This is a genomic window from Cohnella sp. CFH 77786, assembly GCF_019400745.1.
In the GTDB taxonomy this organism is placed as follows: domain Bacteria; phylum Bacillota; class Bacilli; order Paenibacillales; family Paenibacillaceae; genus Cohnella.
In genome coordinates this window covers 39,979-66,494 of the sequence record NZ_WJIB01000013.1, presented here as the reverse complement: position 1 = coordinate 66,494, position 26,516 = coordinate 39,979, and the positions used below count along the sequence as shown (strand labels likewise).

Sequence of the window (26,516 nt, the reverse complement as noted above, 5' to 3'; positions counted from 1 at the left end):
CTCAGTTTAGAGATGGGGAGACGCGGGAAATGAAGGGACGCATGGCGGTTGTTTTTGCAATGTTTTTGACGCTTCATGCACTGGTGAATCTGTATATCGGTTGGCAAGGGTCAATCTTCCTGGAGGAAATCGCTCCTGCCGTGCCGCTTGGGGCCTATTGGATCGTGTTCGTCTTGATCGTGTACGCGTATTTGATCGGAAGGATCCCGGTTCCGAAACCGGTTCGCCCGGCCGCCCGCTTGCTCAAGGTCATCGGATCCTATTATTTCGCGGTGATGGAGTTCGCCGTGCTCTTGCTGCCTGTCGCGGATTTGGCCGGTTGGCTATTGGATGCAGCCGGTGCGAGACCCGAAAACTACGTGAGCATCGCGGGTTGGGGCGTGATCGGCTTCATCGCCTTGATCCTGGTCTGGGGGTCGCGGAATGCGTGGAGCCCGGTCGTGCGGCACTATCCGGTCCGCGTCGACAAACGGGTGGAAGGGATGGAGCGGCTTCGCGTCGTCGCGGCTTCGGATCTCCATCTGGGCAACATCGTCGGCAAACGGCATTTGCGACGTTTAGTCGAACGGGTCAACGCGCTCGAACCGGACTTGATTTTGCTGCCGGGGGACGTGATCGACGACAGCATCGAGCCGTTCGTGCGCAACCGGCTCAGCGATTTGCTTCGCCTGCTTAAGGCCCGATACGGCGTGTATGCGGTGCTCGGCAACCATGAATACTACGGGGGCCATATCGAAGAGTACGTGGAGCGGATGAAGGAAATCGCCATCCCCGTCCTTCGGGACGAGACGGTCGCCGTTGCGGGAGGATCCGTCATCGTGGCGGGGCGCAAGGACTCCACCGCGGAAACGGCGGATCCGACCGGCAGGCTGAGCGTAGAGAAGCTGCTTGAGGGCATCGACCGGAGCAAGCCGATCCTCCTGATGGACCACCAGCCCCGCCATTTCGCGCAAGCCGCGGAAGCGGGCGTCGATCTGCTGTTGTGCGGCCATACCCACCGTGGACAATTCGCCCCCAACCACTTGCTCACGAGACGCTTGTTCGAGTTGGATTGGGGCTACATGCGAAAAGCGGCAATGCACGTCGTCGTGTCCTCCGGATTCGGTTCATGGGGACCGCCGATCCGGATCGCAAGCCGCTCCGAAATCGTGCAAATCGACATGACTTTCTCGGGATAATCGTTATAGAAGAACCAGCCAGGAAGGGAGCCGTCGCCTCCGTGGCTGGTTCATTTCGTTTGGCGCCGACTCGTCGTCCATGATTTCACAATTGAAGAGATGATTTCGAAGGAATTGGCCGTGCTAGAGAGAATCATTTTCTTATGCGGTTGTATGGTCGTCTTGCAGAAATGTCCCCAAGAGCTCTTCCAGCTCCAGCGCTACCTGTTCGAAGGTTTCGTCGAGGAACTCGCCGACGACTTTGGAGCCGGGAAGGTTCCATTTGACCGGGAGACCGAGGAATTCGCGGCTGCACGCCCAGATGACGATGACATGGGTGTCGAGCGGAACTTCATTTCTCGATACGCCCAATGCGATTTCCGATCGGTATCCGGGAATGTACGAATCGTGTCCGTCGCGGAACATTTGGATTTCGACATCCAATTGCTTCATCGCCGCGATAGGCTTATACTTCAAGGTCAAGTCTTCGCACAGCTTGGCGAACTTCCGCTCCGCCTCCATGATTTTGCCTTTCAGCGTTCCCGTAAATTCGTGGTGCTCCAGTCTCATCATAGACGCTCCAATCTGTACCGGTTTTCGATACCCATCGTAAACGCTTTTCGAGGAAAGGGGAAGGGAAAACGCCATGGTAAATCCTTCATCCGGCGCAGCAGCCGGCTATTCCGGCACGCCGCTCGTAAAGAAACTCGGTTACAAAGAGGGTTTTCGCGTTTGGATATTTAATGCCCCAAATGATTATTTCGAACTGCTGGGTGAGATGCCCGACCGAACCTCGATGACAGGAGGAGAAGAGGGGGAACTCGATCTCGTTCATCTGTTCGCCACCTCGTTAGCGGAATGCGAGGCTCAAGTGATCGCCAGCCGAACCCGGATCAAACGCAGCGGCATGATTTGGGTGTCCTGGCCGAAAAAAGCATCCAAGGTGCCGACCGACATCACCGAGGATGCGATCCGATCGTTTGCTTTGTCCCATGGGCTTGTCGACGTGAAGGTGTGCGCGGTGGACCATGTCTGGTCGGGGCTGAAGCTGGTCATCCCCGTAGCATTGCGGGGATAGAAGAAGCAATCCTTTGTATTTAATGATATTAATGAACGACAGCCCCAGTGCGGAATGCACGATGGGGCTGTTCTCCTTGGTTTCATTCCTTTAGAACACTTTCGTCGTCCACGACTCGCAATTCCATACGTCGGTCGCGACTTCCCGGTAAAATTCCGGCTCATGGCTGATGAGCAGGATGCTGCCTTTGTAGGCTTTCAGAGCGCGCTTCAATTCGTCCTTGGCATCGACGTCGAGATGGTTCGTCGGTTCGTCGAGTACGAGCAAGTTCGTCTCCCGGTTGATCAGCCTGCACAGCCGCACCTTGGCTTTCTCGCCGCCGCTCAGCACGGAGATCTTGCTCTCGATATGCTTCGTAGTCAGCCCGCATTTGGCCAAGGCCGCGCGCACTTCGAACTGGGACAGGGAAGGGAACTCCTTCCATACGGACTCGATGCATGTCTCGTCCGCTCCGCCTTTAACCTCTTGCTCGAAGTAACCGAGGAACTGGTTCTCCCCGCGTACGACGGAGCCGGAGAGGGGCAGGAGTTCGCCTAAGATGCTGCGGAGAAGCGTCGTTTTGCCGATGCCGTTCGCGCCGACGAGCGCAATCTTCTGGCCGCGTTCCATCTGCAGGTCGAGCGGACGGGACAGCGGCTCGTCGTAGCCGATGACCAGCTGCTTCGTTTCGAAAATCATCCTGCCGGACGTGCGGGCTTCCTTGAAATGGAACTGCGGCTTCGGCTTCTCCTTGGCGAGCTCGATGATCTCCATGCTGTCGAGCTTCTTCTGGCGGGACATCGCCATGTTGCGGGTGGACACCCGGGCTTTGTTGCGCGCCACGAAATCCTTCAGATCGGCGATTTCCTGCTGCTGGCGTTTGTACGCGGCTTCCAACTGCTGCTTCTTCGCTTCGTGCTGTTGCACGAACGTTTCATAATCGCCCACGTATCGGCTGAGTTCTTGATTTTCCACGTGGTAAATGAGGTTGACGACGCTGTTCAGGAACGGAATATCGTGGGAGACAAGGATAAACGCGTTGTCATATTCCTGCAGATACCGTTTCAGCCACTCGATGTGCTGCTCGTCCAGGTAGTTGGTCGGTTCGTCGAGCAGCAAGATGTCCGGCTTCTCGAGCAGCAGCTTGGCCAGAAGCACCTTGGTCCGCTGTCCGCCGCTCAGATCGTGGACGTCCCGCTCCAATCCGATGTCGCCCAGCCCGAGACCCCGAGCGACTTCTTCCACTTTGGCATCGATCAGGTAGAAGTCGTTGTTATTGAGCGTGTCCTGGATCGACCCGACTTCCTCGAGCAGCTGCTCCAGTTCCTCCGGCGTCGCTTCTCCCATGCGCTCGTACATTTGGTTCATTTCCGTCTCGAGATCCGTCAAATAGCGGAACGCGTTCTTCAGCACGTCGCGGATCGTCAAACCTTTCTGCAGCACCGAATGCTGGTCGAGGTAGCCGACGCGGACTTTCTTCGACCATTCGACGGTTCCCCCGTCGGGCTCGAGACTTCCCGTAATGATGCTCATGAAGGTGGATTTGCCTTCGCCGTTCGCGCCGATCAGCCCGACGTGCTCGCCTTTCAGCAGACGGAAGGATACGTCCCGGAATATCGCCCGGTCACCGAATCCGTGGCTTAAATTTTTTACGGTTAGAATGCTCATGGTTCGACACCTTTTTTATATAGGATAAGGGTTATGTCGCTTGATGGATACGTACACAACAGATTTCATTATAGAACGGGACCCCGAAAAAAGGAATCGTCCGCCGCTCTTTTCTGCTCATGTCCAACCGGAGTATAATCATGGAAACGGTGAAGAGAGGGGTTTGCCGGAGTTGAAGATGCTCATCCTCGGAGGAACCCGGTTTTTGGGTTATTACCTGGTTCAATCGGCCGTTCGGGCCGGTCATGAAGTCACCGTCTTCACGAGAGGAGTGTCCAGTCCATCGGAGCTGCCTGCCGGCGTCGAGCGCTTGATCGGCGACCGGGACGGACGGCTTGAAGCGCTGGAAGGCCGTACATGGGACGTCGTCCTCGATACGTCCGGGTACGTCCCGAGAGTCGTCCGCCAATCCGCCAGGTTGCTCGCCGGACAGGTCGGCCACTACGCTTTCGTTTCGAGCATTTCCGTATACAGCGGCTTGGACCGGCCGGGCGTGGACGAACGAAGTCCGGTGCTGGAACTTGCCGAACCCGGATCCGAAGACGTGCCCAAGCATTACGGAGCGCTCAAAGCCTTGTGCGAGCAGGAAGTGTTGGCCGCCTTCCCGGACCGTTCGCTCATCGTTCGCCCCGGCTTGATCGTAGGCCCCCGGGATCCGACCGACCGCTTCACGTATTGGCCCTCCCGGATCCGGCGGGGAGGACGGGTGCTCGCGCCCGGCCGGCCGGCCGCCCAAGTCCAGGTGATCGACGTCCGTGATTTGGCCGAGTGGATCGTGCGGATGGCGGAACGAAGCCGAACCGGCACTTATAACGCGATCGGCCCCGACCGGAGCTTGACGATGCTCGAATTGCTGGAAGCGTGCCGGGACGAGCTGAATCCCCATGCCCGGCTGATTTGGGCGGATCAGGATTTCCTGCTCGGACATGGGGTGGGACCGTGGATCGAAATGCCTCTGTGGCTGCCCGAAGCCGGAGAAACCGCCGAGGTCGTTTGCCTGATGGCGGCTAATAACCGCAAGGCGGTAGATGACGGTCTCGTATTCCGTCCGCTCAGGGAAACGATCCGCGATACCGCCGAATGGGATGCCGCCCGGCCGTCGGATTTGGAACGCAAAGCGGGCATGAAGGAAGAACGGGAGGCAGCGCTTCTCGCCGAATGGCTGGTATCGGAATAATGCCAGGAAACCTGATGTATAAGGAGGAGCTACGCATGATGGAACCTCAAGCCCAATTATGAAGTAATCGGTTCCGATCTGAAAAACCGCTTCGATGCGGAAACGGGCCAAATGTTCGGGAAAAAATGCCTCAAGTATCGCGGGACAGCGTTCGCCGCAGCCGGAACTCGCGGAGCATGCGCGGCGTCTTCTCCCTTAAAGACAAATTTCCTTGCGGAGGGTGATTTCGAATGACCGTTATGAAACCGGCGATGAGAAGTCCGATCCCGATCCTACGCATTTTCGACGAGGAGAAAGCGAAGGAGTTTTACTTACGCTTTCTGGGATTCCGCCTGGATTGGGAGCACCGCTTCTCCGACGGCATGCCGCTGTACATGCAAGTTTCGTTCGATCGCTGCGTGCTTCATTTGTCCGAGCATCACGGCGATTGCACGCCCGGCGGAGCCGTCCGGATCCAGACGGACAACCTGACCGAATACCATCAGGGACTGGTGGCCAAGAAATATCCGAACGCCTTGTCCAAAATCGAGCAAACCCCATGGGAAACCGAAGAATTGAGCCTGCACGACCCGTTCGGCAACCGCATCATTTTCTACGAGGAATCTTCGGAAAGGAACCAGCCGCTGTGAGCAAATATTGGAGCGATTTGGCCGCGTCTCTCGTTCCGTACGTGCCGGGAGAGCAGCCCAAGGATCAAACTTACGTCAAGCTGAACACGAACGAAAACCCTTATCCGCCTTCTCCCCGCGTGCTCGAAGCGATCCGCAATGCGGCAGACGGGGACTTGAGGCTCTACCCCGACCCCACGTGCAGCGAGCTCGCGGAGAAAGCCGCGTCCTATTACGGCGTGCAGCCGAACCAGGTGTTCGTCGGGAACGGATCGGACGAAATCCTCGCGTTCGCTTTCGCCGCGTTCTTCTCGCCGTCGAACCGGCCGATCCTGTTCCCGGACATCACGTACAGCTTCTATAAGGTATATGCGTCCTTGTACCGCATTCCGTACAAGACCGTCCCTCTTGACGAGGAGTTCGGGATACCGCTGCACGCGTTCGACGAACCGAACGGCGGCATCGTCTTGCCGAACCCGAACGCGCCGACGGCCCGGTACATCGAGACGGAACTTTTCCGCGGCGTGCTGGAATGGAACTCTGACGTCGTCGTCATCCTTGACGAAGCCTACATCGATTTCGGAGGCAAATCCGCGATCGAGCTCGCGGCGGAATTTCCGAATCTGCTCGTCGTCCATACGCTGTCGAAATCCCGGTCGCTGGCCGGATTGCGCGTAGGGGTCGCGATCGGCCATCCCGATCTGATCGAAGGGCTGAACCGGGTCAAAAACTCGTTCAATTCCTACACGATCGACCGCCTCGCGTTGGCCGGCGCCGTTGCCGCTTTCGACGACCAAGCCTACTTTGAGGAAACGACACGCAAAGTAGTGGCCACGCGTGAACGGACAACATCGCGGCTGAGAGAACTGGGATTCCGAGTCATCGATTCTTCGGCGAATTTCGTTTTCGCGACGCATCCGGGACATGCGGCTTCCCGCCTTTTCCAGGAATTGAAGCAGCGCGGCGTGCTCGTCCGATACTTCAACCAGCCGAGGATCGACAACTACTTAAGGATCAGCATCGGAACCGACGAAGAGATGGATACGTTCCTGAAGGTTCTGGAAGAGGTGTTGAGCCTGGAGGGAGGTTCGGCGGAATCTTGAATGGGGAATGGCAGGCGGTGGAACGGTCACCTGATGTAGTAACCAAGGAAACATTGGTGAACGATTTTCGCCAATTGGGCGTTGTGGCCGGCATGACGCTGCTCGTCCATTCTTCGTTAAGCCAAATCGGATGGGTAAACGGGGGACCGGTTGCGGTCGTTCAAGCGCTCATGGAGACGTTAACCGAGCAGGGAACGCTCGTTATGCCGACGCATTCGGGAGAATATTCGGATCCGGCCAGGTGGCGGAATCCTCCGGTGCCCGAAGCCTGGTGGGATACCATACGGGCTACGATGCCGGCTTTCGATCCTGTTTGCGCGCCGACGAGGGGAATGGGCCGGATCGTGGATACGTTCCGAACGTTCCCGGGTGTAGTCCGAAGTTGCCATCCCTCCGTGTCCTTCGCCGCTTGGGGCAAGCATGCGGACTTCGTGACCGATCACCACGGGCTTGATTTCGGACTGGGGGAACGGTCGCCCCTCGCCCGGATTTACGATCTGGACGGCTCGGTATTATTGCTCGGCATCGGACATGACAGCAACACCTCTCTGCATTTGGCGGAGAACCGTTCCGTCTACCGGAAGGAAATTCTTCAAGGCGCTCCAATTTCGGAAGAAGGGCGGCGCGTTTGGAGAACGTACCGCGAAATCGAATTCCAGACAGAGCTGTTCGAGGAGATCGGACGTGCATTCGAAGCCTCTTGTCCGGTCGTCATCGGCAAGATGGGCGTGGCAGACAGCCGTCTTTTCCGCCAGCGTGACGCCGTCGATTTCGCCGTAACTTGGCTGAACCGGGAAATCAAGAAACGAAACCTACATACAAAGGAGCAAAATCCATGACGATTGACTTGCGTTATCCGGTCGGCAAATTCTCGCACGAAGGCGAAATCACCCCGTCGCAACGGGAAGAGTGGATCCGGGAGATCGAACAGCTGCCCGAGCGGCTTGCGGCAGCGGTCTCCGGGTTATCGCAGGATCAGCTGGACACTCCGTACCGCGACGGAGGCTGGACCGTCCGGCAAGTGGCGCATCATGTCGCGGACAGCCATATGAACAGCATCATGCGCTTCAAGCTGGCGCTCACGGAGTCGGAGCCGGCGATCAAACCTTACGACGAGAACGCATGGGCACAGCTCGAGGATACGCGGCAAGCGCCGATCGAGCATGCGCTGGATTCGGTCCGCAGTCTTCACGCCCGTTGGGTACTGCTGCTTCGTTCGATGTCCGATGCCGATTTCGCCAAAACCTTTTACCACCCTGAAAACAAAAGAGTATCGCGCCTGGACCGAACGCTTGGCTTGTACGCCTGGCACGGGCGCCATCACGTCGCGCATATTACCGGGCTTCGCGAACGGATGGGATGGTAACCGCAATGGCCGTATTCTTATGGATCGTTACGACGGCCGTCAGCCTGTTGCTCCTGTACCTTGTCGTAAAGAGCGCCATCAACAATTCCGTCATGGCGGATCTGCATCATGAGATGAGGCAATCGACAGATGCGCAGCTCCGGAACGCTAAAGCGATCGAGGCGCTGTCCGAGGAAATGAAGCAAATCAGAGGCCTGCTGGAGGAATCCGCCCGTGACCCCGACCGAAACGTTTGAAAACCAACAGCTGTTTGAGGATTTCATTGCGTATGTGCGTTCGCTCGCTTCCTTGACGGAAGAGAAACAGCGGAAGCCCCTTGGAGAAGGCAAATGGTCCGTCCGGGATGTCATTGCCCACATGTGGAAATGGGACGAGTTTTTCTGGGAGCACGCGATCCAGCCGCTGACCCAAGGTAAACCGTTGACGTACCATCACCTGGATTTCAATTCGTTCAATGAAAACGCGAAAATCGCTTGCAGTTCTCTCGATTGGCAGTACCTGACCGAACAAGCCGCAGCGGCTCGCGAGCGTCTTGTTGCAGCCATCCGTTCCGTCCCGCCAAGCGAGTACGACCGAGAATACCCGGACGCCGACGGCCGCCCGTTCTCGCTCGCAGCCTATCTGCTCGACTTCGCCGAACACGACACCCACCACCGCAAGCAGATCGACAATGTTTTGGGTCGTTAAGTTTAAAGGTCTTGTAGATTCTAAGTATGTACCCCAATACGTAAGAATGCAGACTCAAATAAACCTACCTCTTGAATAGCATTTTGGTAAAATCATCCTATGATTGCTGTGTTAGAGTGCTGCAAACGGCCGGTTGTTTGACCAGACACCGAAGATCATCCGCAGAAGCTTGTGGCAGGTTGCGATTAAAGCGACTTTTTGAGGCTTGCCTTCCGCAAGCTTTTGTTGGTAATATCGGGACAAAGTCGGGTTACGAGGCCCATTGCGCTGCTGAGAAACGGCGGCAACCGTTGCCTGATAGAGGGCAGTTCTCAGATAGGATGAGCCTCGTTTGGAGATGCGATTCCGACTTGCAGTAAAGGTTCCCGATTCGAAAACAGACGCGTCCAGCCCGGCAAAAGCGGACAGCTGTTTCGAACCCGGGAACCTTTTTATATCGCCAATCTCCGCAAGAATAACGGATCCCGTAATGTCCCCAACACCCGGAATGGACCGTAGAAGAGCTTACGCGGGAAACGAGTGAGCCAGCAGGTTCATACGGTCTTCGACTTCGTCGATTGCTTTCTGGTACGTAGTCAGCAGGTTGATGTAGCAGTGAAGCATGACCTCATTGGAGCAACGACCCGCCGGGTCAGGCAGGCTTTTGCGGGCGAGCTCGAGCAGAGCGTCTCTCTTTTGTTCGTTCCACGCTCTTCCGCGTCTATTGGGCAACATTAGCATGAGCAACCGCTCGGGATCGGCGGCCAGAACAGCATCAGGTGCAGGATAAGAGGCCAGGATACGTAAAGACTGTACTGCAGCACGTATGACGAAATAGCTGATCAAAGCCGGGAAAGACCAGGTCTAACACGGCTTGAAAGTGGAGCTGAACGTCGGTGTAGAGTCAGGATGAACGTCGCCGGGTCGAGAGACGTTAGGCGAAATCTCTGAAATGGCAATATAAGATCGAAAATCTTTGAAAAAGGATGATTAAATGCAAGAAAAGAAAAAATTGATTCTGATTATTACAACTTTAATGATTATTTTTTATATTGTTTTATTTCCTTCCCCAACTCCCGAAATCGCTGTGCGTAAGCATTTGTTTTTATCATTTCACCCAATTAAGGCGTTTGTAGAAAAAGTTCATGAAGGTGGAATAAAAAATGATCCAAGGTATGGAGACTTATATATTGTTGAAAGCTTAGACACACCTTTTCTTTATGCTAAGAAAAACTTTTTAGGGTGGCGTATAGTTTCAACTGGGTCAGGACCGTGACATATTAATAAAAATAAGGAATGTGAAGGTTGGTCATGAAGTCAGAGACTTCGGCTAACATCGTATTCACGCAGGAACTTATGGTTCTCGGGTTCGTGAATACGTAAGACTTTATGTGAAATTGATGTAAAGGATATAATAAAATAATAAGGACAATTTTAGAGAGAGGGAACAAACTAAATGCTTCGATGCTCATGGTGTATGAAAAAAATAAAAGAAGATGAACAATGCTTTGGATTGAGTGTCAAATTCGTCAAAGGCATAGACCTAAAAAAAGATGAGGGGACAATTAAGTCCATATTTCTCGCTAGCAGGAATACAAGTGTTCCAATGATTGTTGTAGCAGAAGATTCTGAAGCAAAGAAACAAGGCCAAGATGGAATATTTGTTCTCTGTGGTGATAAGTGCGGAGTGAAAATGAAAAAAACATTAAATGAAGAACTCAATTGGTTTGAACCAGACGGAGAAATTGTAAATCTAAAGTAAGGATTAAGACCCGAAGATTACTCGAAGAAGACATCAACTTCATATAACTTCGTATTCACGCGTCGGGCCGGCCTTTGCCTCCCTTGGTCGCCCGAGGGATATTGAGGATGTGGATTCAGCGGACAACCCTGCGAACCTAACCGCGTCGCGGTCGCCCCGTTGGGGCTTAAGGTTCTCGGGTTCGCGAATACCAGAGACGTTAAGTGACATTCCTGCAAGATAAGATGGGAGAAGACATGTGGAAATAAAAATCAGACCCTTACAAAAAACGGATGAAATACCTTTTGATCTATTATTACTCGCTGACCCATCAAGACAGCTAATAGATGAATACATTAGTAGGGGACATTGCTTTATAGCAATTCATGATGAAAGAACGGTTGGAGAGTTTGTACTTTTGCATACGCATCCACGCACCATTGAACTTGTAAATATAGCAGTGAAAGAAGAATATCATGGAAAAGGCCTAGGAAGAAAACTTGTAGAAAGAGCTGTAGAAGAAGCAAGGAAATTAAAAGCAAAGTCGATTGAGATTGGTACAGGGAACTCAAGTTTTAAACAACTCGCACTTTATCAGAAATGTGGATTTAGAGTCTCAGGAATCGACATTGATTTTTTTGTTAGAAATTACGAAGAAGAGATATATGAAGACGGTATTCAATGCAGGGACATGATAAGGTTAAGAATGGATTTGTGAGGAGTATCCTAGCCCCCAGGAATATCACCAACATCGTATTCACGCATCGCAGCCTGGTGGCTGCTCGGTCCGCCCGAGGTATTTCGAGGAAGCGGATTCAGGCGGACAACCCTGCGAACCTATCCGCGTCGCGGCCGCTCCCTTCGACGCGACTCTTTTTTTTATATGGCTATGTTATTGATGATTATCCAGCAAAAGAAAACCGCATTTTTATATAGGCGGTGATTGAACGAACATACCCCTTGAATCAAACCAACTCTGAAATAAACATAGGCATGGCTCCATCCTCTTTAGAAAAGCCACATTTATGATAAAAACCCACTGCGCTCTGATAAGAAATTAGCACTTTTGTTTTACATCCTTTATATCTATCAAGCATAATGCCCATCATTTTCTTACCTATTCCTTCACCCTGATAACTCGGATTGATAAGCATATAATGAAAATAGACTGTTAACACTCCATCGGATAGAGCATTTAGGATACCGACGAGCTTATCTCTATCCCAAGCCGCAACAATCGAATGAGATCCTTTTATCGCTTGTAAGAGCTCGTTTGGATACTTTCCTGATTCCCACTCTACCGAAAGAAATAACTCTTGAAGTGCCTCCTTAGTGATAACATCTATATTCGAATCGTATCGAATGCTCATCTCAATACCAGCCTTCATCGGAATTTGTCATTGGATACAATCTTCATTATTTAAGTCAGTATACATTTAAATATGAATGCGGATAATGGAGTGTTTGAAGTAGTTCTTGTATTTATGTGCATAACGCTAGCTTGACAAGAAAATTCAAAATTATACAGAAAGTAATTCTCGTGATAGAAGATAAAGACACTAAGGGAAGAAGAGAGACGTAAGTATTAAAAACGATATTGATGATTACTGGGTTAACATTCCCCAAGTTGAAAATCTTAATCGGAGAGTTATTAAACCGAGTGATGTCGAATCAATAATTTTGCAGGCATTAACCATGGAATGGCATCCGAAAGAAAAGGGAAAAACCTTATGTTTTGAACTGATTGGTAACGATCAAAACTACCCATATGTTTTAGTAACAATGAGTGAAGTAGATTTGGAAGAACTTAAAGGACGTATACATAGGATATGGAAATCACTAGCATCAAAAAATTGTTGATCGAATACAAAGAAAACTATTATAAGCAACAATTGCAATCCTGCTTGTAACTCGAAAATGGCAATAACAGCCTAAACACCGTATTCACGCTTCGGGGCTTTCGCGCCTTGATTGTCAGATGTATAATCATGGAAGATAACTCAGACAACATACGACCTGGCTTAAGATAGGAGCTATCTTAGGCCGGGTCGCGTCGTTAATACGAGAGACGTTATCTGTAATTGCCCTAAAATCATTTTTAAACCTTTGTTCAGGAGGATTTCAATTTCGTGTAATTTATCAGTGATGTTCCCGACGATATCCTAATTGTGAGGAATGAACAACATGAGCCATGACAAAAAAGCAATCATCCTTTTTGATGGAGTATGCAATTTTTGCAATAGCAGTGTTCAGTTTATTATTAATAGAGACCCACAAGGGTATTTTTATTTTGCTTCAATGCAGGGAAAAAAAGGTCAAGAGATCTTACATGATTACAAATTGGATGGGTACTTTGGTAGTTTTGTACTTATCGATCAAGGTAGACCTTATTTGAAATCAAGCGCCGCATTAAGAATCTTTAGACACTTGAGCGGTCTTTGGAAAATAGGTTATCTATTATTAATTATTCCAAGCCCGATGAGAGATATGGTATATAACTTTATTGCCAAGAACCGGTATAAATGGTTTGGGAAAAGAGATCGTTGTATGATCCCGACAGTAGAAATAAGAAGTAGGTTTTTGGATTAATGATGAAGTGCGAGAAGAACGGGTAAATTGTCGAACAATCTCAAAGAAGAGGGCAACAGCAGATAACAACACATTCACGCATCAAGCCGGCTTTCGCCGTCTCTCGGTCCGACTGCGGTATTTTTGGGGAAACGGATCCAGGCGGACAGCTCTGCGAACCTAACCGCGTCGCGGCTGTCACGTTGGGGCTTAAGGTTCTCGGGTTCGTGAATACGGGAACGTTATACGACGAACGAAGTATATAGGAGTAGGGGATATAAATGAGTAAAGAATATAAAACAATAAAAAGAAAACCTACAATTGCGGAATACAAAAACCTATGTAATGCTGTTGGTTGGACGGAGTTTATTAACTTTGACGTTGCAGAGGAATCTCTGGATCAATCATTATTTGGTGTTGTGATTCAACATGAAGATGAAGTAATTGGAATGGGTAGAGTGGTCGGAGATGGAAAGATCTATTTTTATATACAAGACATTGCGGTCATGCCAGAATATCAGAACAAAGGGATCGGAAAGACCATTATGGAAGCGATATTGGAATATTTAATTGGGAATGCACCTGAAAAATCATTTGTTGGTTTATTTGCTTCCAAAGGAAAAGAGTCATTTTACAAGAAATATGGTTTTAATAAACATGATGGAATGACAGGTATGTTTGGAGTTGTTCATAGACGTGAAATAAAGTAATTATAGCTCGGAGTTCCGCCGCAACACTACATTCACATTGCTGGGCTTACGCCCCTTGGTCGTCCGATGTATAATCATGGAAGATGGTTCAGTCGACACGAGCCGGCCTAAGATTAAGAGCTATCTAAGGCCGGCTTGCGTCGTGAATACGAGAGACGTTGCACGACAAGACGTAGTAAGCAGAAATCAAGAGAAAGGATCCATGTCACATATCAAAGACTTAATCAGGATACGGATGGAATTGGTTGGGGATTCCATGACTGTTTAGCATTGTTATTTTATGAATTAGAGCACGAGTATTCAGACCAAACAAAGGAGTCGGAAACAATATGAAAGACATTGAAATTACTACCCTGATTAGAAACTACTTAAATGCATACAACTCTTTTGATATTGACGGGATGATCAGACTGTTGCATGAAAATATTGAATTTCGAAACATTTCCGGTGGTGTAGTTGATACGGAAACAAAGGGAATTGATCAATTTCGTACATTAGCTGAACAATCGGTGAAGATCTTTTCGCAAAGGCGTCAAACGATAACGGAAATTACGATTCATAACGATACGGCAGAGATTGAGGTCGATTATGTAGGAACATTGGCAACAGACCTACCTAACGGATTGAAAGCCGGTGATGTAATACAACTGAAAGGGAAGTCGGTTTTCCGTATCAAAAATGAAAAGCTAATCATGATCGAAGATTATAGTTAAAACATATTTTGAAAGTATTTGGCCGGCATTCGCCGCCCCTAGGTCCGCCCGAAGGATTTCTAAGGAAGCGGAACCAGTCAGAAAACCCCGCGAACCTAAACGCACCGCGTGCGGACCCTTTCGGGTCCTTAAAAATCGTTTTCTGGAAAGGAAAGATATTGAAGTTGAACATACACTTTAGGCAAGCTGTCCTTCAAGATGAAGAGGAATTATTCCCTTTAGCAGCAAGTCTTGCCACAAGCTTCGAATTAAATAAGGCGGATTTTTCAAGAATACTTGCAGAACATATAAGTGATGCAAATGTTGACTTAGTCATTGCGGAAACAGAATCAAAAGTAATCGGCTATGTATTAGCCTTTCATCACTCGACTTTTTACGCGAACGGCGTAGTCAGTTGGGTGGAAGAATTATTTGTTACGGATGAGTTCAGAGGAAGGAACGTTGGACAGAAACTGATGGAAATCATTGAAGAAAGTGCCCTAAAGCGCGGTTCAAAACTTGTTGCACTTGCCACAAGAAGAGCGGGCGCATTTTACAGGGCCATTGGCTATGAGGAGTCAGCCGTATATTTCAAGAAGGCATTAATCCAAGAGCATAAAGTGTTTCGACAGTAGATCCAAGTAATAATCAAAATTGATCTTTGTAAATCTCTAATTTTCTAAACCTCTTGTCGTATTCCTGCCTCTCTAACAAATGATTTAGCCAATATAACCCTCTTTTACGATCGCCATATTTCATGTAAGTTTCAATTATCGTTTTCATATTGTTGTTATAGTATATTTTTTCTTCAGAAACCATCTCTAAAGCCGTATCAAAGGATTCTAAAGCCTGAAGATGATCTTTCGTTTTTAATGATAGTAAACCAAGATAGACGTGTCCGCTTGCGATTTCTTTATGGGTAAAAGGCAAACTTATCGCTTTTTTCATGATATTGATGGCTTTTTTTCTTAGAAATAATAAATCATAAAAAACGGCACGTTGAACGAAATCTTCATATTTTCTTAGCGGTTTCAAGAATGAAAACATATATTCACCCGATTCTTATTAGCGCTGCTAACGATCATGATTCCCAATATCATTAAATTTCATAACATGTTGAAGGATAACTCAAGCATGTGCATTAAACTCGGGGACAAGATTGGTGAAGGCGGTTGCTCTGAAGTTTTCGAGTGGGATTACAGCTGTAAAATCATCAAATTAGCGAAGGCGAAACGGATGAAGAACAGCAATTAATGAATCAAACGAATATCGTTCCGGGTGTTTATGAGATTGACTCCCTGCTTCCCAAAGGGATGCGATCAAACATTAGATCCGTCATACAACTTATGTTCGAAATGAGGATTGATATGAAGCTTGCAATAAAAGGGATCATCTTCGACATGGACAATACCTTGCTGCGATCGAGAATCGACTTTGAATCGATGAAGATTGAAACCTATCAATTCCTCGCAAGCAGAGGGATACTTCCTAAGGATTTTTCTTTGCAGGATCATACCTCTTCAACCATCATTGACATTGCATCAAAAAACGGAATGATGACAGATGAGTTGCTTCGGGAAATGTGGGAGATTCCGAAGAAATTCGAGATGCTCGGGATGCAGAATGTTGTCCTTGAATCCGGAGTAGTAGAGCTTCTTCATGATTTGAAAGGCAAGTATCGCATGGTGATTGTAACAAATAACTCCATAGCCGCTGCAGAAACAGCGCTTCGAGAACACGAAATCTTGCACTTTTTCGACACTGTTGTCGGTAGAGAGTTAATGAGATCACTGAAGCCGTCCCCGGACGGATTTCTCTATATATTAGACCGATTTAGGAATATTTCCGCTGAAGAGTGGATCTCGGTTGGAGATGCCTGGATAGACGGAAAGGCATCGGCAAGCGCAGGAATCAAGTTCATCTCCTATCGTGGGGATAAACTCAAGATGGAAAACATGAGCGTTTACCCTAGCGCAGAAATTGCGGATATCAGGGAAATCAAGAATTATCTTTAGTTTATCGGGAAAGGCCATAGGTTCGTGAATACGAGGGTCGTTAACATTTTCGAAGTGTGAAGGAAGGGTTCCATTTGTATTCATTTTCCAAGTTAGAAGGCAATAGGGTAAAACTTGTCCCATTAACAATGGAGCACATTTTGCCTCTATTTGATAGTTCAAGAGATCCGGCGATTTGGGCTAACTATCCAACAAAGATTAACACGATAGATGACATGAAAAACTTTGTGCTTAAAGCGCTTGAAGGTCGTGAACGCAAAGAACAATACCCGTTTGCCGTATTCGATACAGAACGGGATGAGTATGTGGGTTCAACTCGATTTCTACGTATTTCTGAAGAAAATCATAATTTAAACATCGGATCTACTTGGTATTCTTCCAAGGTTTGGAGAACGAGAGTGAACACGGAATGTAAATATTTGATGTTAAAGTACGCTTTCGCCTAAAGACCGTTCGAGTGGAAATCGTGACAAGCACGGATAATGTTAGATCGCAAAAAGCGATTGAACGGTTAGGAGCGATGAGAGAAGGGATATTGAGGAAGAAATATCACAACTTAGATTATGTGATATATAGCATTATTGATCATGAATGGCCTGTAGTGAGGAGCAGACTTGAAGGCTTTCTCCGAGATGAAAGTTATTTAATGACCTAAGGGGAATTGCAAATGGGTAGTTCGTCAATAAGAAGGGAGGAAATGAATGGAGCTGTACCATTTTAGCAGCGATCCGAACATTGAGGTCTTCAAGCCCAGAGTAAAACATAACCGGCAAGACATGCCTCCAATTGTATGGGCGATCGACAAAGAACACGAGTTCACTTTTTTCTTTCCTCGCGATTGCCCAAGAATTGTCTATACGAGAACTCCGGATATTTCCGAAGAAGACGAGATACGCTTTTTCGGGACTACGAATTCGAACATCGTCATCTCGGTAGAGACCCATTGGTTTCATGCTATAAACACGGCAACGATATTCAAATACACCTTACCGGGTCAAAGTTTCAAGTTGTTCGACGAGATTGCCGGATACTATATTTCGGAACAGACGATAGAGCCAATGGCGATGGAACCCATCAGTAAACTGACGGAAAGACTTATGGAGCACAATATCGAGATCAGGTGGATGACGAACTTGAATCCACTCCGCGAAGCGATTTTGAAATCAACGATAAAAGATTTTGGTATCCACCGATTCGAAAATGCTAAGAAGCAGTAGAACGGGACGGTCCCGTTGATCCAAGGAGATGCGAGATGAATTGTTATTTTCATGATCAACATGAGGGTATAACTCATTGCGCGATATGCAAGAAAACGTTATGCGAGCTATGCATGAATCCGGAAGACGGATATTGTTGGTCATGTTCCCACGATGTAGGTGTGGGAATCTACAATTCGAAAACAAATCATCGGAATGCAGTCAAAAAAATATATGAATACTTGATTTGTTTCTTGATTTACCTCTTAAGCAACATTCTCATATCCATGATGTTATCGACGACGTTAGAGTCAACGCCGTTTGTTTTCATTATCGAAGCTCCATTCATCCTCTTCTTGGGTATCCCGGTATCCGCGCTGATTGAATGGTTGCTCGAAGTGAAGAAAGAAAAAATAAGTCCGATCTTGAGTTACTTGCTTGGTCTATCTGCTTATATAGCGGCGGGGCTATTGTTAGCGCTTTTTCTGGCAGGGCTATCCGAATTAATCATCGTGTTAACGTTATGCGCATCGGTATCTTTTTTCTTCTTGCTAAGGATTTTAAGAGATAGAAGAGCAGCCAATCTGGTAATTTCGTTTGTTGGATTTGCAGCATTAATTGCGTTGAATCTCGTTTATACGAGCAATTTGTAGGATCAATGATCTTGTCGGTTCAACCCTAGAGGAATCAAGGTGATCGCGAATGAAAGATCCGGTCGTTATCGAACCCTACAGAGAAGAATGGCCTGCGATGTATGATCAGCTTGGCAAGCAATTGCGACAAGCATGATGAAGGGGCATAAATGGAGCCAAGAAATCGGATGGAAACCTGGGAAGTCTGACCAATAAGCATACCGCCGGAGGGGAGCGGTAAATATTCGTCATCGGTTGAACGAAAAATTACTCGAGATCGGCGGTCATATCGGTTATGGCATTCGCCCAAGTGAACGGAGGAAAGGATATGCTACGGAGATCTTGAAACAAGCTTTATCAAAAGCCAAAGACCTCGGCATATCGGAAGCACTCGTAACTTGTGACAAAGAAAACATCGGTTCGGCGAAAACCATCATCAAGAATGGCGGATTGCTTGGTTCAGAGGCTGTTGTAAACGGTACAGCGATACAGCGGTATTGGATAAAAGTGTTGTAAGCTTTAAACTGTTTGATTGGGAGATCCGATATGCAGAATGCCTATGAATTAATCGCGTATGGAAGAACCGCCGAGTTGTTGGATTTTGCTCCGGATCTTGTTTTGAAGCTGTTCAAATCGGACATGCCCTTGCAACCCATCGAAAACGAGTTCCACATCAGTAAGCGGGTTTACCAAGCGGGGGTACCGAGTCCGGAATCGATCAGAATGATCGAAATGGATGGCCGCCATGGCATCGTATATCGGAAGCTATCGGGAGTCACCATGCTGAAAGCTATATCCAAGGACCCCCGGTTATTAAACCAAGAGGCAGCGAGAATGGCGAGGTTACATGCGAATATGCATCAACACGCTGTGTCGGATTTGCCAAATCAGAGAGAGATATTATCGGGCAGCATTAAGCAAGCTCCTATTCTGACCATTCCAGAAAAAGAATGGATCCTCAACCGCCTGGAGACGCTCAAGGAGGACACGAGACTCTGCCATGGAGATTTCCATCCCGATAATATCCTTCTGGGCGAGAGAGAGTGGATCATTGATTGGATGACGGGCATGATCGGCAACCCGACCGGAGATGTGGCCCGAACGATTGTGCTGATCAAGTATGGTACAATGCCGGATGAAACGCCGAAAGCCATCGTATCTCTAATATCACAAATACGGCGAGATCTTCTGTCAACCTACTTGCAGGAATATATCATGATCTCCGAAATGGATCCGGAAGAGATCGATCAATGGATGATCCCCGTAGCAGCTGCTCGGTTAAATGAGTGGATACCCGACAAGGAAAAGCAGAAGCTGGTTGAAGTCATCAGAAAAGAAATGGCGAATGGCACAAATCGGTGATGCGATTGGCGACACGTTGAGTAATCGATGCGTTAAAACCTTGCATATTAGGAGTGGCTGCTGTGAATGGAGATTTAATAGTCGTGACGATTATCATTTGGGCGATCAGCCTGCTCGTCTTGGGACTCGTGATTCAAGGTGCCATTGATCGATCGAAGACATCGAGAAAAATGGACTTGTTGATCGACGAAATCCGAATGCTTCGGAAAGAGATTAAGGATAACAAACATATCATCGACAAACGAGCGTGAGAGCACCGGAAGGGAGTATCCCATGAAATATTCCGCGATCGTTCTGGATCTGGATGGCACGCTTCTTGACTCCAACAAGCAAGTTTCCGGACGAAATTACAATGCGGTTATGAGTTCGCATGAACGCGGCATGAAAATCATCTTCGCTTCCGCGCGGCCTCCGAGAGCCGTAAAGGCATTCTTGCCCGAATCATTCATGAAAATCGGATCCTTCGTCTACTATAACGGAGCTTATCTGAAATGCGACCATACGGGGACACACCATCACGAGCCGATCGATTCCGAACTGACAGCAGAGGTTCTGGATTATTGTTTACGACTTGATCCTGACATCGACTTGAGCTTGGAAGTTTTGGATGAATGGATGAGCTTGAAAGAATACGACGAAGACACGGTTGCTAGAGTCAAAGGAAAACCCGTCGTCAAGACACTGGCGGAGCTCCTAACGCAAACCGCCACCAAAATTCTTATATCCGGTCCGACTGACGTGAACGTACTCATAGACCGTTTTGCATCCAGGTTAAACATTGTCGTCACCGATCAAGGAAGTCTGATCCAAATTCATTCCATAGAAGCTTCCAAGGAGAAAGCCGTCGCGCGTATTTGCGAAAGCATGGGGATACCGCTTGATCATGTGATGGTATTCGGCGATGATTTCAATGATATCGGGCTATTCGAAATGTGCGGGATGCCGGTTGCGATGGGAAATGCGGTGGAGGAACTCAAAGCGATTTCGAAAGAAATCAAGGATACGAATGATCGGGATGGGGTAGCGAAAACATTAGAACGAATGATCGCATCGGGAGGACAACATTGAAAAAACCTATCTTTTACGGAGCCGTTCATCTGCTGTTTTATCGGAATGATCAAGTACTGCTATTGAAAAGACAAAACACGGGATTCGAGGACGGAAAATGGAGCGTGGTCGCAGGAAGAATCGATGGAGGGGAAGAAGTAAAAACCGCGGCGATACGGGAAGCCAAGGAAGAAGCCGGAATCGACATCGCTCCTGACGACATCGAACTCGTTGGCGTTTTTCACCGCAAAAACAAGGATTCGGAGTGGATCGACTTCTATCTTCGGGTCCATCGGTGGACAGGCACGATCATCAACGCCGAGCCCTACAAATGCGAGGAGTTGAAGTGGTTTCCCATGCACGAATTGCCCGACAACGTGATCTCCTACGTAAGGAAAGCAGTGGAGAAAAATCATAATCAAATGTGGTTTGAGAGCGTGGGATGGCAAGAGAATCAATGAGGTCCTTGGAGCCGCGACATCCGAGGACCTCGATTTCATAGTGTTGACGGCATCCCGCCCGTGTCGGAACCGTGGCCGGGGAGGGGGAACGGCATCAATTGGCGCAAATATTGGAGCAGGTCGTCCTCCGGCATGGGTTTGCTGAACAGGAAGCCTTGCGCGATGTCGCATTTCCACTGTTTCAACCAATACAGCTGATCGTACGATTCCAGACCTTCCGCCACGATTCCGTAGCGCAACTCTCTTACCCAATCGATAATCGACTTGGTCATCCGGTCGTCGTGGCTTCGGCCGATATCTTCGATGAAGCTTCGATCGATTTTGATCAGGTCGAACGGCAGACGGCGCAAGTAGCTGAGCGATGAGTAACCGACGCCGAAATCGTCGAGCGCCAGGCGAACGCCGCATTCCTTCAGCCTTTGAAGCTGATCGGCCGCTTTCTCGAAGGACTGAACCATTGTGCTTTCAGTCAGTTCCAGCTCCAGCAGGTCGCCATTTAGCCCGCTGTTCAGCAGGGTAACGGAGACTTGATTGGGAAAATCCGGTTCCAGCAACTGCACTGCGGAGACGTTAACCGCCATCGTGACGCCGGTACCGTTCAGATTCAGCTTCATGGCCATGTCGCAGGCGGTCTTCAGCACCCAATCGCCGATCGGAATGATCAAACGGGTTTGTTCAGCCAAGGGAATGAACTCGGCGGGGGAGATCGGACCCCAATCCGGGTGGCTCCACCGGAGCAACGCTTCGAATCCTCTCAGCTTCCCGGTTTCCAGTTCGAACTGGGGCTGGTAGCTGAGATGGAACTGCCCACGTTCCAGCGCGAATCCCAAATCTTTCTCCAGACGGGTACGGTAACGGATCTGTTCGGTTAACCGGGACTCGTAAGAAACGGTCTGGTTCATTCCGCTGTCCATGGCATGGCGGAGTGCCGTTTCGGCCTGCAGAAACAAATCCTCCAGCGACGCGTCGCCGCCTTCATAGAGGGCGAGTCCCGTACCGAAGGTGACCGAGCAAGGACTTCCTTCCAGCCAATAGGGCGCGGATAGTTTCTCTTTCGTTTCCGTGATCCAGATCGACGCTTGCACCGTGTCGAAAAAAGGAAGCGATACGGCGAAATCGTGACCGTCTAGCCGGCAGACGAGTCCGCCGGTCGGCAGATGGTCGGTTAACCGCCCTCCGCATTCCCGCAGCAGATCATTGCCGGCCTGAATACCGTACATATCGTTCACCGTCCGCAGCCGCTCCACGTTCAGGATCACCAAGGCGAAAGGCTGCCGTTGCTTGATCATCCGCTCCCATTTGCCTTGCATGCGTTCATACCGCGGAAGCTGGGTGATCCGGTCGATCAAGGTATCGCGGTATCGGACCCATTCGACGGTTATGAAATAATGGAAAACGACGGCCGACAACGGATAGACGATCAAGAGCGGAACCGTGAATTCCCGTATCAAATCGTTGCGGATATGCGAAGGAAACATAAGGGTCGTGGACATTTGGACCAGCACGATAAACAGCCCGAGCAGTATGGGTACCCACCACATCCGACGCAAGTTCACGGGTTTCTTATTGATAAACACATGCAGGAACGAGCCGGCTAGAGCGGCTGCCGCTATACATACCAGACCGGGTACCATGCCGATCCCGCCCAGATAAACCCGGTAAGACCCGACCAGAAGGAAGGTGAGCGCGGCGGAAACCGGTCCGCCGAGAAGCCCGGACATCCCGGCCAAGACGGCCTTCAGGTCCACGATTATGCCGTCTCCGACGTGGATCGGCATATTCATGGAAATAAGCCCGGCGGCGCCGAACAGAATCCCGATCACAAAATATTGGCGCACGGCGCTCCAACGAATAATGGAGATATAGATTCGGTTGACCAGCATAATAAATACGATCGTATTGGCGATGTTCTGAAGCAGATTCGGCATGTGGATCATGTTGAGCGGCAATCCCTCCATCTCTGGGTCCACCGTGATTGTACATCGCAAAGATTTAGAAAGTTAGAGGAGAGTTGTTAATGGCCGAATCGGACGAAGGGGATGGAAATGGAAAAGTCCTTTTTGACAGGGACCGTTCAGCGGATAAACTTGTACCCGACACCCCAAACGGTTTTGATGTGCTGCGGCTGTTTCGGGTTATCTTCCAGCTTGCGGCGCAAATTCGTCACGTGGACGTCGATCGCCCGGTCGTTCACGAACGAATCGATCCCTCGCACCGCATTGATGAGCTCTTCCCGGGTGTATACCTTGCCGGGACGCTCGACGAAGTGCTTCATGATTTCGAACTCGGAAAACGTCGTTTCGATCGCGCGGCCGTCCTTGAGCAGCGCGCGCCGTTCGAGATCGAGGGTGATGCCTGTCCTGACGACCGACTCGGCGGTTGCGGCGGCTTCGTCCCGCCACGCGGCAAGGGTAGACGAAATCTGAGCGCGCCGCAGGACCGCGCCGATTCTTGCTTTGAGCTCTTGCATGCTGAACGGTTTGACCAGGTAGTCGTCGGCACCCGCACTGATCGCCTGAATCCGGTCGGTAACGCCGGTCTTCATCGAAATCACGATCAGAGGAATGTCCGTATGGCGGCGGAATTCCGCGCACATTTCGGTACCCTGGGAATCCGGAAGCACGAGATCGAGCAGGATGACGTCGGGCCGAAAAGAAAAAAGCGCTTGAAATCCGTCCCGGGCGGTCTCCACGCGCTGAACCGTAAACTGTTCTTCCGTCAAGTACAGGGTGAGCATCTCGCCGATGATTTGGTCATCTTCAATTACGAGTATCCTCGCCAAAACGATCACCATTTCCCTTAGGTGTTTAAGAATCTCACACTTTGCTAACATTTTGCCTACAAAACTATTATATCTTTTTGATAATCGTTCGTCTAACGTCTTTTTTGGTTGATTATTCCTTCGATGATATCCATGAGGCAGCGTAAGCGGGCTTCCAACGCACGAATCAGCTCCGTCGAAGGCCGGCCTAGCCGGTAAGCTTCTTCTAACGCCAACGCTACCCGGGCGACGGGCATCGCCCCCAGGTGCGTTGCCGCGCCGCGGAACGAGTGGAGCAGACGCTGCGGACCTTTGGCGTCCTCATCCGACCACGCGTCCAACTGGGTTGCCAAGTCGGCGTATTCCTGTCGAAACCGTTCGAGCAGCTGCAAGTAGAGGCTTGTCTTCCCGTCAAGCCGGTGCAAGGCAAGGGGAATGTCGAGTTCTTCCGTATCGGGCCAAGCGGCCTCGGGTCCGTTCACGGAAGACGCCGCCGTTTGCAACCCCGAAGAGAGCCAATGGGATAAGGTACGGAACAATTCTTCCGGATGCACCGGCTTCCGAAGCAAGTCGTTCATCCCGGCGATCCGGCATACGTTGCGCCAGCCTTCGACGTCTTGTCCGGTCACGGCGATGACGGGAAGGGCATGCCACCTGCCGTCGGCGCGGATGCGCGAAGCGATCTCGAAGCCGTCCATGCCGGGCAGGTGCAAATCGAGCAAAACCAGTCGGAACGGAAGCTCCGTCAACTTCCGCAGCGCTTGCTGACCATCCGATTCCGCATGCACCGTCAGGCCGGCGTCTTCCAGCATTTTCGTCAGTACGACCCGGTTGATCTCGTTATCCTCCACCAACAGCACCCGGCCGCTTAATCGGGGAAGAGCGGCGCTCTCTTGGGGGATAGCGGGAGGGACGGAGGCTGAACGGCGGTCCAGCAGCCCTTGCAGCGCATGAACGATCTGCTGGCGAACGGCGGGTTTGATCAGGAAACCGTCCGGTCTGCTCGCCTCGGATAACGATAGCAAAGCGTCCCGACCGGGCAATGTGGTGCTGCAAAGAATAGCGGTTCCGCGCCTGTCGGCTGTCTTCTTCCATTTGTCCCATGTTTCTTCGCCGTGCATGTCTCCGCACTCCATATCCGCGATCCAGACATCCCAATTCTGCTCGGATAGAAGCCTTTCGGCAGAGTCCCAATCCGCAACCGCTTCCGCCTGGCAACCCATTCGCATGAGCGTCGACAACCAATGATCCCTCATGACAGGGCTGTCCTCCAGCACGAGTACTTTCAAGCCGGCAGACAGCGATTCGGACAGCCAGTCGGCAACCTCGATACGGAAGGGGAGCTCGAATGCGAAAGTGCTTCCTGCGCCGTATCGGCTGACCACTTCAATTCCTTGGCCGCCCATCCGTTCGATCAAGCTTCGGCATATCACGAGTCCAAGCCCCGTTCCTCCACAGGATCGGCTCGTTCCTTCGCCCGCCTGAACGAACGGTTGGAACAGGTGTTCCAACTGCTCAGGCTTCATGCCGATCCCGGTATCGGCGATCGCGAACCGAAGCTTGACCGTTGTCGGGTCGCATTCCACGACGCCGATTTCGAGCGAGATGCAGCCCGTCTCCGTGAATTTGATCGCGTTACCCGCCAGGTTGAGCAGCACCTGTTCCAGCCGCGCGTGATCTCCCACCAAGATGTCCGGGACGCCGGGTTCGACGGCGATGACCAGCTCCACCGGTTTCGGTCCGAGCAGTACCGCGAACATGCCGCTTAACCGTTCCAGGCAATCGTCCAGACGGAAAGGGACGGCGTGAAGCGTCAGCTTGTCCGCCTCGAGCTTGGAATAATCGAGCAGATCATTCAATAAATGAAGGAGACTATTGGACGAAACGGCGATTTGCCGCACATAGTCCCTCTGTACGTCGTTCAAGGGGGATCGCTTCAGCAGGTGGGTCAAGCCGACGATTCCGTTCAGCGGGTTGCGGATTTCGTGGCTCATCCGGGCGAGAAAAGCGCTTTTCGCTTCATTGGCCTCATCGGCGGCTTGCTTCGCCAGCAGCAGCTGCCGTTCAATTTCCTTGCGGTCCGTGATATCCCGCACGATCGTGGAGAAATAAGGCTCGTCGGCGCCTTCCGGCTTATGGGCGACGACGGTTTGGGAGGTCGCGAGGATGTTCCCCCCCTCCACGATCCATTCCGATTCATCCTGCCAATAGCCTTGTTCAAGCGCAATGCGAAGCCCCTTGACCAACCGCAGCGTCGTCGGGACGGACATATATCGTTCCAAGTAACCGTTCTTCTCGGTGAGCTCGCGGATGCCTAACAGCTCATACCCGGCACGGTTTAAATACATGATTTTGCCCCGGAGGTCGAATGTGGCGATCATGTCGTGGGCGGATTCCGTGATGGCAAGGAGGCGGGCGTTCATTTCCTCCGGCCGGAACACTTCTCCGGAAGTCTCTTCTTCCGGCGGCTTCGCGTGCCCCCTGCGCAGGAGCTTTGTAAGCAACGATCGGATCATGGGAATCCTCCTG

Annotated in this window: 33 protein-coding genes and 1 pseudogene; 25 read left to right on the top strand and 9 right to left on the bottom strand. The window is 50.3% G+C overall.

Annotated features, from left to right (window positions below; all coding sequences use genetic code 11):
- Window positions 1–29: 29 nt before the first annotated feature.
- Window positions 30–1,178 (top strand): metallophosphoesterase, encoded by a 1,149-nt coding sequence (locus GE107_RS18945; RefSeq protein WP_219641564.1) that lies wholly within the window; start codon window positions 30–32, stop codon window positions 1,176–1,178.
- A 141-nt stretch (window positions 1,179–1,319) separates the two neighbouring features.
- On the opposite strand, the gene GE107_RS18940 is transcribed toward GE107_RS18945, so the two are convergent.
- Window positions 1,320–1,727, bottom strand: coding sequence for a hypothetical protein (locus GE107_RS18940; RefSeq protein WP_219641563.1), 408 nt, complete (start codon window positions 1,725–1,727; stop codon window positions 1,320–1,322).
- Window positions 1,728–1,803: 76 nt separating this feature from the next.
- Between GE107_RS18940 and GE107_RS18935 the strand changes: the two genes are divergently transcribed.
- Window positions 1,804–2,235, top strand: a complete 432-nt coding sequence (locus GE107_RS18935; protein WP_219641562.1) for a hypothetical protein — start codon at window positions 1,804–1,806, stop codon at window positions 2,233–2,235.
- A gap of 90 nt (window positions 2,236–2,325) precedes the next feature.
- On the opposite strand, the gene GE107_RS18930 is transcribed toward GE107_RS18935, so the two are convergent.
- A complete protein-coding gene (locus GE107_RS18930) occupies window positions 2,326–3,882 on the bottom strand; it encodes an ABC-F family ATP-binding cassette domain-containing protein (RefSeq protein WP_219641561.1) in 1,557 nt (518 codons plus the stop codon).
- A 178-nt stretch (window positions 3,883–4,060) separates the two neighbouring features.
- On the opposite strand from GE107_RS18930, the gene GE107_RS18925 reads away from it, so the two are divergent.
- From GE107_RS18925 to GE107_RS18895, 7 genes are all read left to right on the top strand, one after another.
- Window positions 4,061–5,059, top strand: coding sequence for an NAD-dependent epimerase/dehydratase family protein (locus tag GE107_RS18925; RefSeq protein WP_255570655.1), 999 nt, complete (start codon window positions 4,061–4,063; stop codon window positions 5,057–5,059).
- Window positions 5,060–5,289: 230 nt separating this feature from the next.
- A complete protein-coding gene (locus GE107_RS18920; protein WP_219641559.1) occupies window positions 5,290–5,688 on the top strand; it encodes a glyoxalase superfamily protein in 399 nt (132 codons plus the stop codon).
- Window positions 5,685–6,770, top strand: coding sequence for a histidinol-phosphate transaminase (gene hisC / locus GE107_RS18915; protein WP_219641558.1), 1,086 nt, complete (start codon window positions 5,685–5,687; stop codon window positions 6,768–6,770). The genes GE107_RS18920 and hisC overlap by 4 nt, the downstream gene beginning before the upstream one ends.
- Window positions 6,767–7,609: an AAC(3) family N-acetyltransferase gene (locus GE107_RS18910; RefSeq protein ID WP_255570641.1), complete on the top strand. Its 843-nt coding sequence runs from the start codon at window positions 6,767–6,769 to the stop codon at window positions 7,607–7,609. Before hisC ends, GE107_RS18910 begins: the two co-directional genes overlap by 4 nt.
- Complete coding sequence (locus GE107_RS18905; RefSeq protein WP_219641557.1) at window positions 7,606–8,136, top strand: YfiT family bacillithiol transferase; 531 nt, start codon at window positions 7,606–7,608, stop codon at window positions 8,134–8,136. Before GE107_RS18910 ends, GE107_RS18905 begins: the two co-directional genes overlap by 4 nt.
- A gap of 5 nt (window positions 8,137–8,141) precedes the next feature.
- Window positions 8,142–8,372, top strand: coding sequence for a hypothetical protein (locus GE107_RS18900; RefSeq protein WP_219641556.1), 231 nt, complete (start codon window positions 8,142–8,144; stop codon window positions 8,370–8,372).
- Window positions 8,350–8,823 carry a DinB family protein gene (locus GE107_RS18895; protein ID WP_219641555.1) on the top strand — a complete coding sequence of 158 codons (474 nt, stop codon included), beginning with the start codon at window positions 8,350–8,352 and terminating at the stop codon, window positions 8,821–8,823. Before GE107_RS18900 ends, GE107_RS18895 begins: the two co-directional genes overlap by 23 nt.
- Window positions 8,824–8,934: 111 nt before the next feature.
- Here GE107_RS18895 and GE107_RS27255 read toward each other — a convergent pair whose 3' ends face one another.
- Window positions 8,935–9,312, bottom strand: coding sequence for a transposase (locus GE107_RS27255; protein ID WP_219641658.1), 378 nt, complete (start codon window positions 9,310–9,312; stop codon window positions 8,935–8,937).
- Between the two features lie 15 nt (window positions 9,313–9,327).
- On the bottom strand, window positions 9,328–9,537 hold the full coding sequence (locus tag GE107_RS18885) for a hypothetical protein (protein WP_219641554.1): 210 nt from the start codon (window positions 9,535–9,537) through the stop codon (window positions 9,328–9,330).
- 259 nt (window positions 9,538–9,796) lie between these two features.
- On the opposite strand from GE107_RS18885, the gene GE107_RS18880 reads away from it, so the two are divergent.
- From GE107_RS18880 to GE107_RS18870, 3 genes are all read left to right on the top strand, one after another.
- The gene (locus tag GE107_RS18880; protein ID WP_219641553.1) at window positions 9,797–10,078 is read left to right on the top strand and encodes a hypothetical protein; all 282 of its coding nucleotides are present in this window, start codon (window positions 9,797–9,799) and stop codon (window positions 10,076–10,078) included.
- 201 nt (window positions 10,079–10,279) lie between these two features.
- The gene (locus GE107_RS18875; protein ID WP_255570636.1) at window positions 10,280–10,564 is read left to right on the top strand and encodes a hypothetical protein; all 285 of its coding nucleotides are present in this window, start codon (window positions 10,280–10,282) and stop codon (window positions 10,562–10,564) included.
- 244 nt (window positions 10,565–10,808) lie between these two features.
- Window positions 10,809–11,261 (top strand): GNAT family N-acetyltransferase, encoded by a 453-nt coding sequence (locus GE107_RS18870; RefSeq protein WP_219641657.1) that lies wholly within the window; start codon window positions 10,809–10,811, stop codon window positions 11,259–11,261.
- Window positions 11,262–11,508: 247 nt separating this feature from the next.
- Here the strand turns inward: GE107_RS18870 and GE107_RS18865 are convergent, their stop codons facing one another.
- Window positions 11,509–11,913: a GNAT family N-acetyltransferase gene (locus tag GE107_RS18865; RefSeq protein WP_219641551.1), complete on the bottom strand. Its 405-nt coding sequence runs from the start codon at window positions 11,911–11,913 to the stop codon at window positions 11,509–11,511.
- A gap of 814 nt (window positions 11,914–12,727) precedes the next feature.
- Between GE107_RS18865 and GE107_RS18860 the strand changes: the two genes are divergently transcribed.
- From GE107_RS18860 to GE107_RS18845, 4 genes are all read left to right on the top strand, one after another.
- Complete coding sequence (locus GE107_RS18860) at window positions 12,728–13,132, top strand: thiol-disulfide oxidoreductase DCC family protein (protein ID WP_219641550.1); 405 nt, start codon at window positions 12,728–12,730, stop codon at window positions 13,130–13,132.
- Between the two features lie 260 nt (window positions 13,133–13,392).
- Window positions 13,393–13,821: a GNAT family N-acetyltransferase gene (locus GE107_RS18855; RefSeq protein ID WP_219641549.1), complete on the top strand. Its 429-nt coding sequence runs from the start codon at window positions 13,393–13,395 to the stop codon at window positions 13,819–13,821.
- A 329-nt stretch (window positions 13,822–14,150) separates the two neighbouring features.
- Window positions 14,151–14,534 (top strand): nuclear transport factor 2 family protein, encoded by a 384-nt coding sequence (locus GE107_RS18850; RefSeq protein WP_219641548.1) that lies wholly within the window; start codon window positions 14,151–14,153, stop codon window positions 14,532–14,534.
- 164 nt (window positions 14,535–14,698) lie between these two features.
- Window positions 14,699–15,148: a GNAT family N-acetyltransferase gene (locus tag GE107_RS18845; protein ID WP_219641547.1), complete on the top strand. Its 450-nt coding sequence runs from the start codon at window positions 14,699–14,701 to the stop codon at window positions 15,146–15,148.
- A gap of 13 nt (window positions 15,149–15,161) precedes the next feature.
- Here GE107_RS18845 and GE107_RS18840 read toward each other — a convergent pair whose 3' ends face one another.
- Entirely contained in the window at window positions 15,162–15,560 is a 399-nt protein-coding gene (locus GE107_RS18840; RefSeq protein ID WP_219641546.1) for a tetratricopeptide repeat protein, read from the bottom strand.
- Between the two features lie 320 nt (window positions 15,561–15,880).
- Here GE107_RS18840 and GE107_RS18835 point away from each other — a divergent pair, with 320 nt between their 5' ends.
- The 9 genes and pseudogenes from GE107_RS18835 (at window position 15,881) to GE107_RS18795 (ending at window position 21,226) form a co-directional block, all read left to right on the top strand.
- Window positions 15,881–16,528, top strand: a complete 648-nt coding sequence (locus tag GE107_RS18835) for an HAD family hydrolase (RefSeq protein WP_255570635.1) — start codon at window positions 15,881–15,883, stop codon at window positions 16,526–16,528.
- A 74-nt stretch (window positions 16,529–16,602) separates the two neighbouring features.
- Entirely contained in the window at window positions 16,603–16,974 is a 372-nt protein-coding gene (locus GE107_RS26705) for a GNAT family N-acetyltransferase (protein WP_255570634.1), read from the top strand.
- 255 nt (window positions 16,975–17,229) lie between these two features.
- Entirely contained in the window at window positions 17,230–17,745 is a 516-nt protein-coding gene (locus tag GE107_RS18825; protein WP_219641545.1) for a DUF6886 family protein, read from the top strand.
- Window positions 17,746–17,858: 113 nt separating this feature from the next.
- Complete coding sequence (locus GE107_RS18820) at window positions 17,859–18,377, top strand: hypothetical protein (RefSeq protein ID WP_219641544.1); 519 nt, start codon at window positions 17,859–17,861, stop codon at window positions 18,375–18,377.
- Window positions 18,378–18,587: 210 nt separating this feature from the next.
- Window positions 18,588–18,872, top strand: a pseudogene (locus tag GE107_RS18815) (GNAT family N-acetyltransferase); the annotation flags it as partial.
- A 30-nt stretch (window positions 18,873–18,902) separates the two neighbouring features.
- Window positions 18,903–19,718, top strand: coding sequence for an aminoglycoside phosphotransferase family protein (locus GE107_RS18810; RefSeq protein WP_219641543.1), 816 nt, complete (start codon window positions 18,903–18,905; stop codon window positions 19,716–19,718).
- Window positions 19,719–19,801: 83 nt separating this feature from the next.
- On the top strand, window positions 19,802–19,969 hold the full coding sequence (locus GE107_RS18805; protein ID WP_219641542.1) for a hypothetical protein: 168 nt from the start codon (window positions 19,802–19,804) through the stop codon (window positions 19,967–19,969).
- 22 nt (window positions 19,970–19,991) lie between these two features.
- Window positions 19,992–20,786, top strand: coding sequence for an HAD family hydrolase (locus GE107_RS18800; RefSeq protein ID WP_219641541.1), 795 nt, complete (start codon window positions 19,992–19,994; stop codon window positions 20,784–20,786).
- Window positions 20,783–21,226 carry an NUDIX hydrolase gene (locus GE107_RS18795; RefSeq protein ID WP_219641540.1) on the top strand — a complete coding sequence of 148 codons (444 nt, stop codon included), beginning with the start codon at window positions 20,783–20,785 and terminating at the stop codon, window positions 21,224–21,226. The genes GE107_RS18800 and GE107_RS18795 overlap by 4 nt, the downstream gene beginning before the upstream one ends.
- Window positions 21,227–21,261: 35 nt before the next feature.
- On the opposite strand, the gene GE107_RS18790 is transcribed toward GE107_RS18795, so the two are convergent.
- The 3 genes from GE107_RS18790 to GE107_RS18780 all read right to left on the bottom strand — a co-directional run bounded on the left by GE107_RS18790 (window position 21,262) and on the right by GE107_RS18780 (window position 26,503).
- Complete coding sequence (locus GE107_RS18790) at window positions 21,262–23,184, bottom strand: EAL domain-containing protein (RefSeq protein ID WP_219641539.1); 1,923 nt, start codon at window positions 23,182–23,184, stop codon at window positions 21,262–21,264.
- A gap of 116 nt (window positions 23,185–23,300) precedes the next feature.
- Window positions 23,301–24,017: a response regulator transcription factor gene (locus tag GE107_RS18785; protein ID WP_370636461.1), complete on the bottom strand. Its 717-nt coding sequence runs from the start codon at window positions 24,015–24,017 to the stop codon at window positions 23,301–23,303.
- An 83-nt stretch (window positions 24,018–24,100) separates the two neighbouring features.
- Window positions 24,101–26,503, bottom strand: a complete 2,403-nt coding sequence (locus GE107_RS18780) for a response regulator (RefSeq protein ID WP_219641537.1) — start codon at window positions 26,501–26,503, stop codon at window positions 24,101–24,103.
- Between the last annotated feature and the right edge of the window lie 13 nt (window positions 26,504–26,516).

What these genes read in the sequence shown, in the direction of transcription:
- GE107_RS18800 (WP_219641541.1), top strand. Translation starts at nt 19,992, where the DNA reads ATGAAATATTCCGCGATCGTTCTGGATCTGGATGGCACGCTTCTTGAC.
- GE107_RS18930 (WP_219641561.1), bottom strand. Translation starts at nt 3,882, where the DNA reads ATGAGCATTCTAACCGTAAAAAATTTAAGCCACGGATTCGGTGACCGG.
- GE107_RS18945 (WP_219641564.1), top strand. Translation starts at nt 30, where the DNA reads ATGAAGGGACGCATGGCGGTTGTTTTTGCAATGTTTTTGACGCTTCAT.
- GE107_RS18780 (WP_219641537.1), bottom strand. Translation starts at nt 26,503, where the DNA reads ATGATCCGATCGTTGCTTACAAAGCTCCTGCGCAGGGGGCACGCGAAG.
- GE107_RS18920 (WP_219641559.1), top strand. Translation starts at nt 5,290, where the DNA reads ATGACCGTTATGAAACCGGCGATGAGAAGTCCGATCCCGATCCTACGC.
- GE107_RS18835 (WP_255570635.1), top strand. Translation starts at nt 15,881, where the DNA reads ATGAAGCTTGCAATAAAAGGGATCATCTTCGACATGGACAATACCTTG.
- GE107_RS18940 (WP_219641563.1), bottom strand. Translation starts at nt 1,727, where the DNA reads ATGAGACTGGAGCACCACGAATTTACGGGAACGCTGAAAGGCAAAATC.
- GE107_RS18900 (WP_219641556.1), top strand. Translation starts at nt 8,142, where the DNA reads ATGGCCGTATTCTTATGGATCGTTACGACGGCCGTCAGCCTGTTGCTC.
- GE107_RS18885 (WP_219641554.1), bottom strand. Translation starts at nt 9,537, where the DNA reads ATGTTGCCCAATAGACGCGGAAGAGCGTGGAACGAACAAAAGAGAGAC.
- GE107_RS18810 (WP_219641543.1), top strand. Translation starts at nt 18,903, where the DNA reads ATGCAGAATGCCTATGAATTAATCGCGTATGGAAGAACCGCCGAGTTG.
- GE107_RS18820 (WP_219641544.1), top strand. Translation starts at nt 17,859, where the DNA reads ATGAATCCGGAAGACGGATATTGTTGGTCATGTTCCCACGATGTAGGT.
- GE107_RS18905 (WP_219641557.1), top strand. Translation starts at nt 7,606, where the DNA reads ATGACGATTGACTTGCGTTATCCGGTCGGCAAATTCTCGCACGAAGGC.
- GE107_RS18865 (WP_219641551.1), bottom strand. Translation starts at nt 11,913, where the DNA reads ATGAGCATTCGATACGATTCGAATATAGATGTTATCACTAAGGAGGCA.
- GE107_RS18850 (WP_219641548.1), top strand. Translation starts at nt 14,151, where the DNA reads ATGAAAGACATTGAAATTACTACCCTGATTAGAAACTACTTAAATGCA.
- GE107_RS18840 (WP_219641546.1), bottom strand. Translation starts at nt 15,560, where the DNA reads ATGTTTTCATTCTTGAAACCGCTAAGAAAATATGAAGATTTCGTTCAA.
- GE107_RS18875 (WP_255570636.1), top strand. Translation starts at nt 10,280, where the DNA reads ATGAAAAAAATAAAAGAAGATGAACAATGCTTTGGATTGAGTGTCAAA.
- GE107_RS18880 (WP_219641553.1), top strand. Translation starts at nt 9,797, where the DNA reads ATGCAAGAAAAGAAAAAATTGATTCTGATTATTACAACTTTAATGATT.
- GE107_RS18855 (WP_219641549.1), top strand. Translation starts at nt 13,393, where the DNA reads ATGAGTAAAGAATATAAAACAATAAAAAGAAAACCTACAATTGCGGAA.
- GE107_RS18860 (WP_219641550.1), top strand. Translation starts at nt 12,728, where the DNA reads ATGAGCCATGACAAAAAAGCAATCATCCTTTTTGATGGAGTATGCAAT.
- GE107_RS18825 (WP_219641545.1), top strand. Translation starts at nt 17,230, where the DNA reads ATGGAGCTGTACCATTTTAGCAGCGATCCGAACATTGAGGTCTTCAAG.
- GE107_RS18790 (WP_219641539.1), bottom strand. Translation starts at nt 23,184, where the DNA reads ATGGAGGGATTGCCGCTCAACATGATCCACATGCCGAATCTGCTTCAG.
- GE107_RS18935 (WP_219641562.1), top strand. Translation starts at nt 1,804, where the DNA reads ATGGTAAATCCTTCATCCGGCGCAGCAGCCGGCTATTCCGGCACGCCG.
- GE107_RS18925 (WP_255570655.1), top strand. Translation starts at nt 4,061, where the DNA reads ATGCTCATCCTCGGAGGAACCCGGTTTTTGGGTTATTACCTGGTTCAA.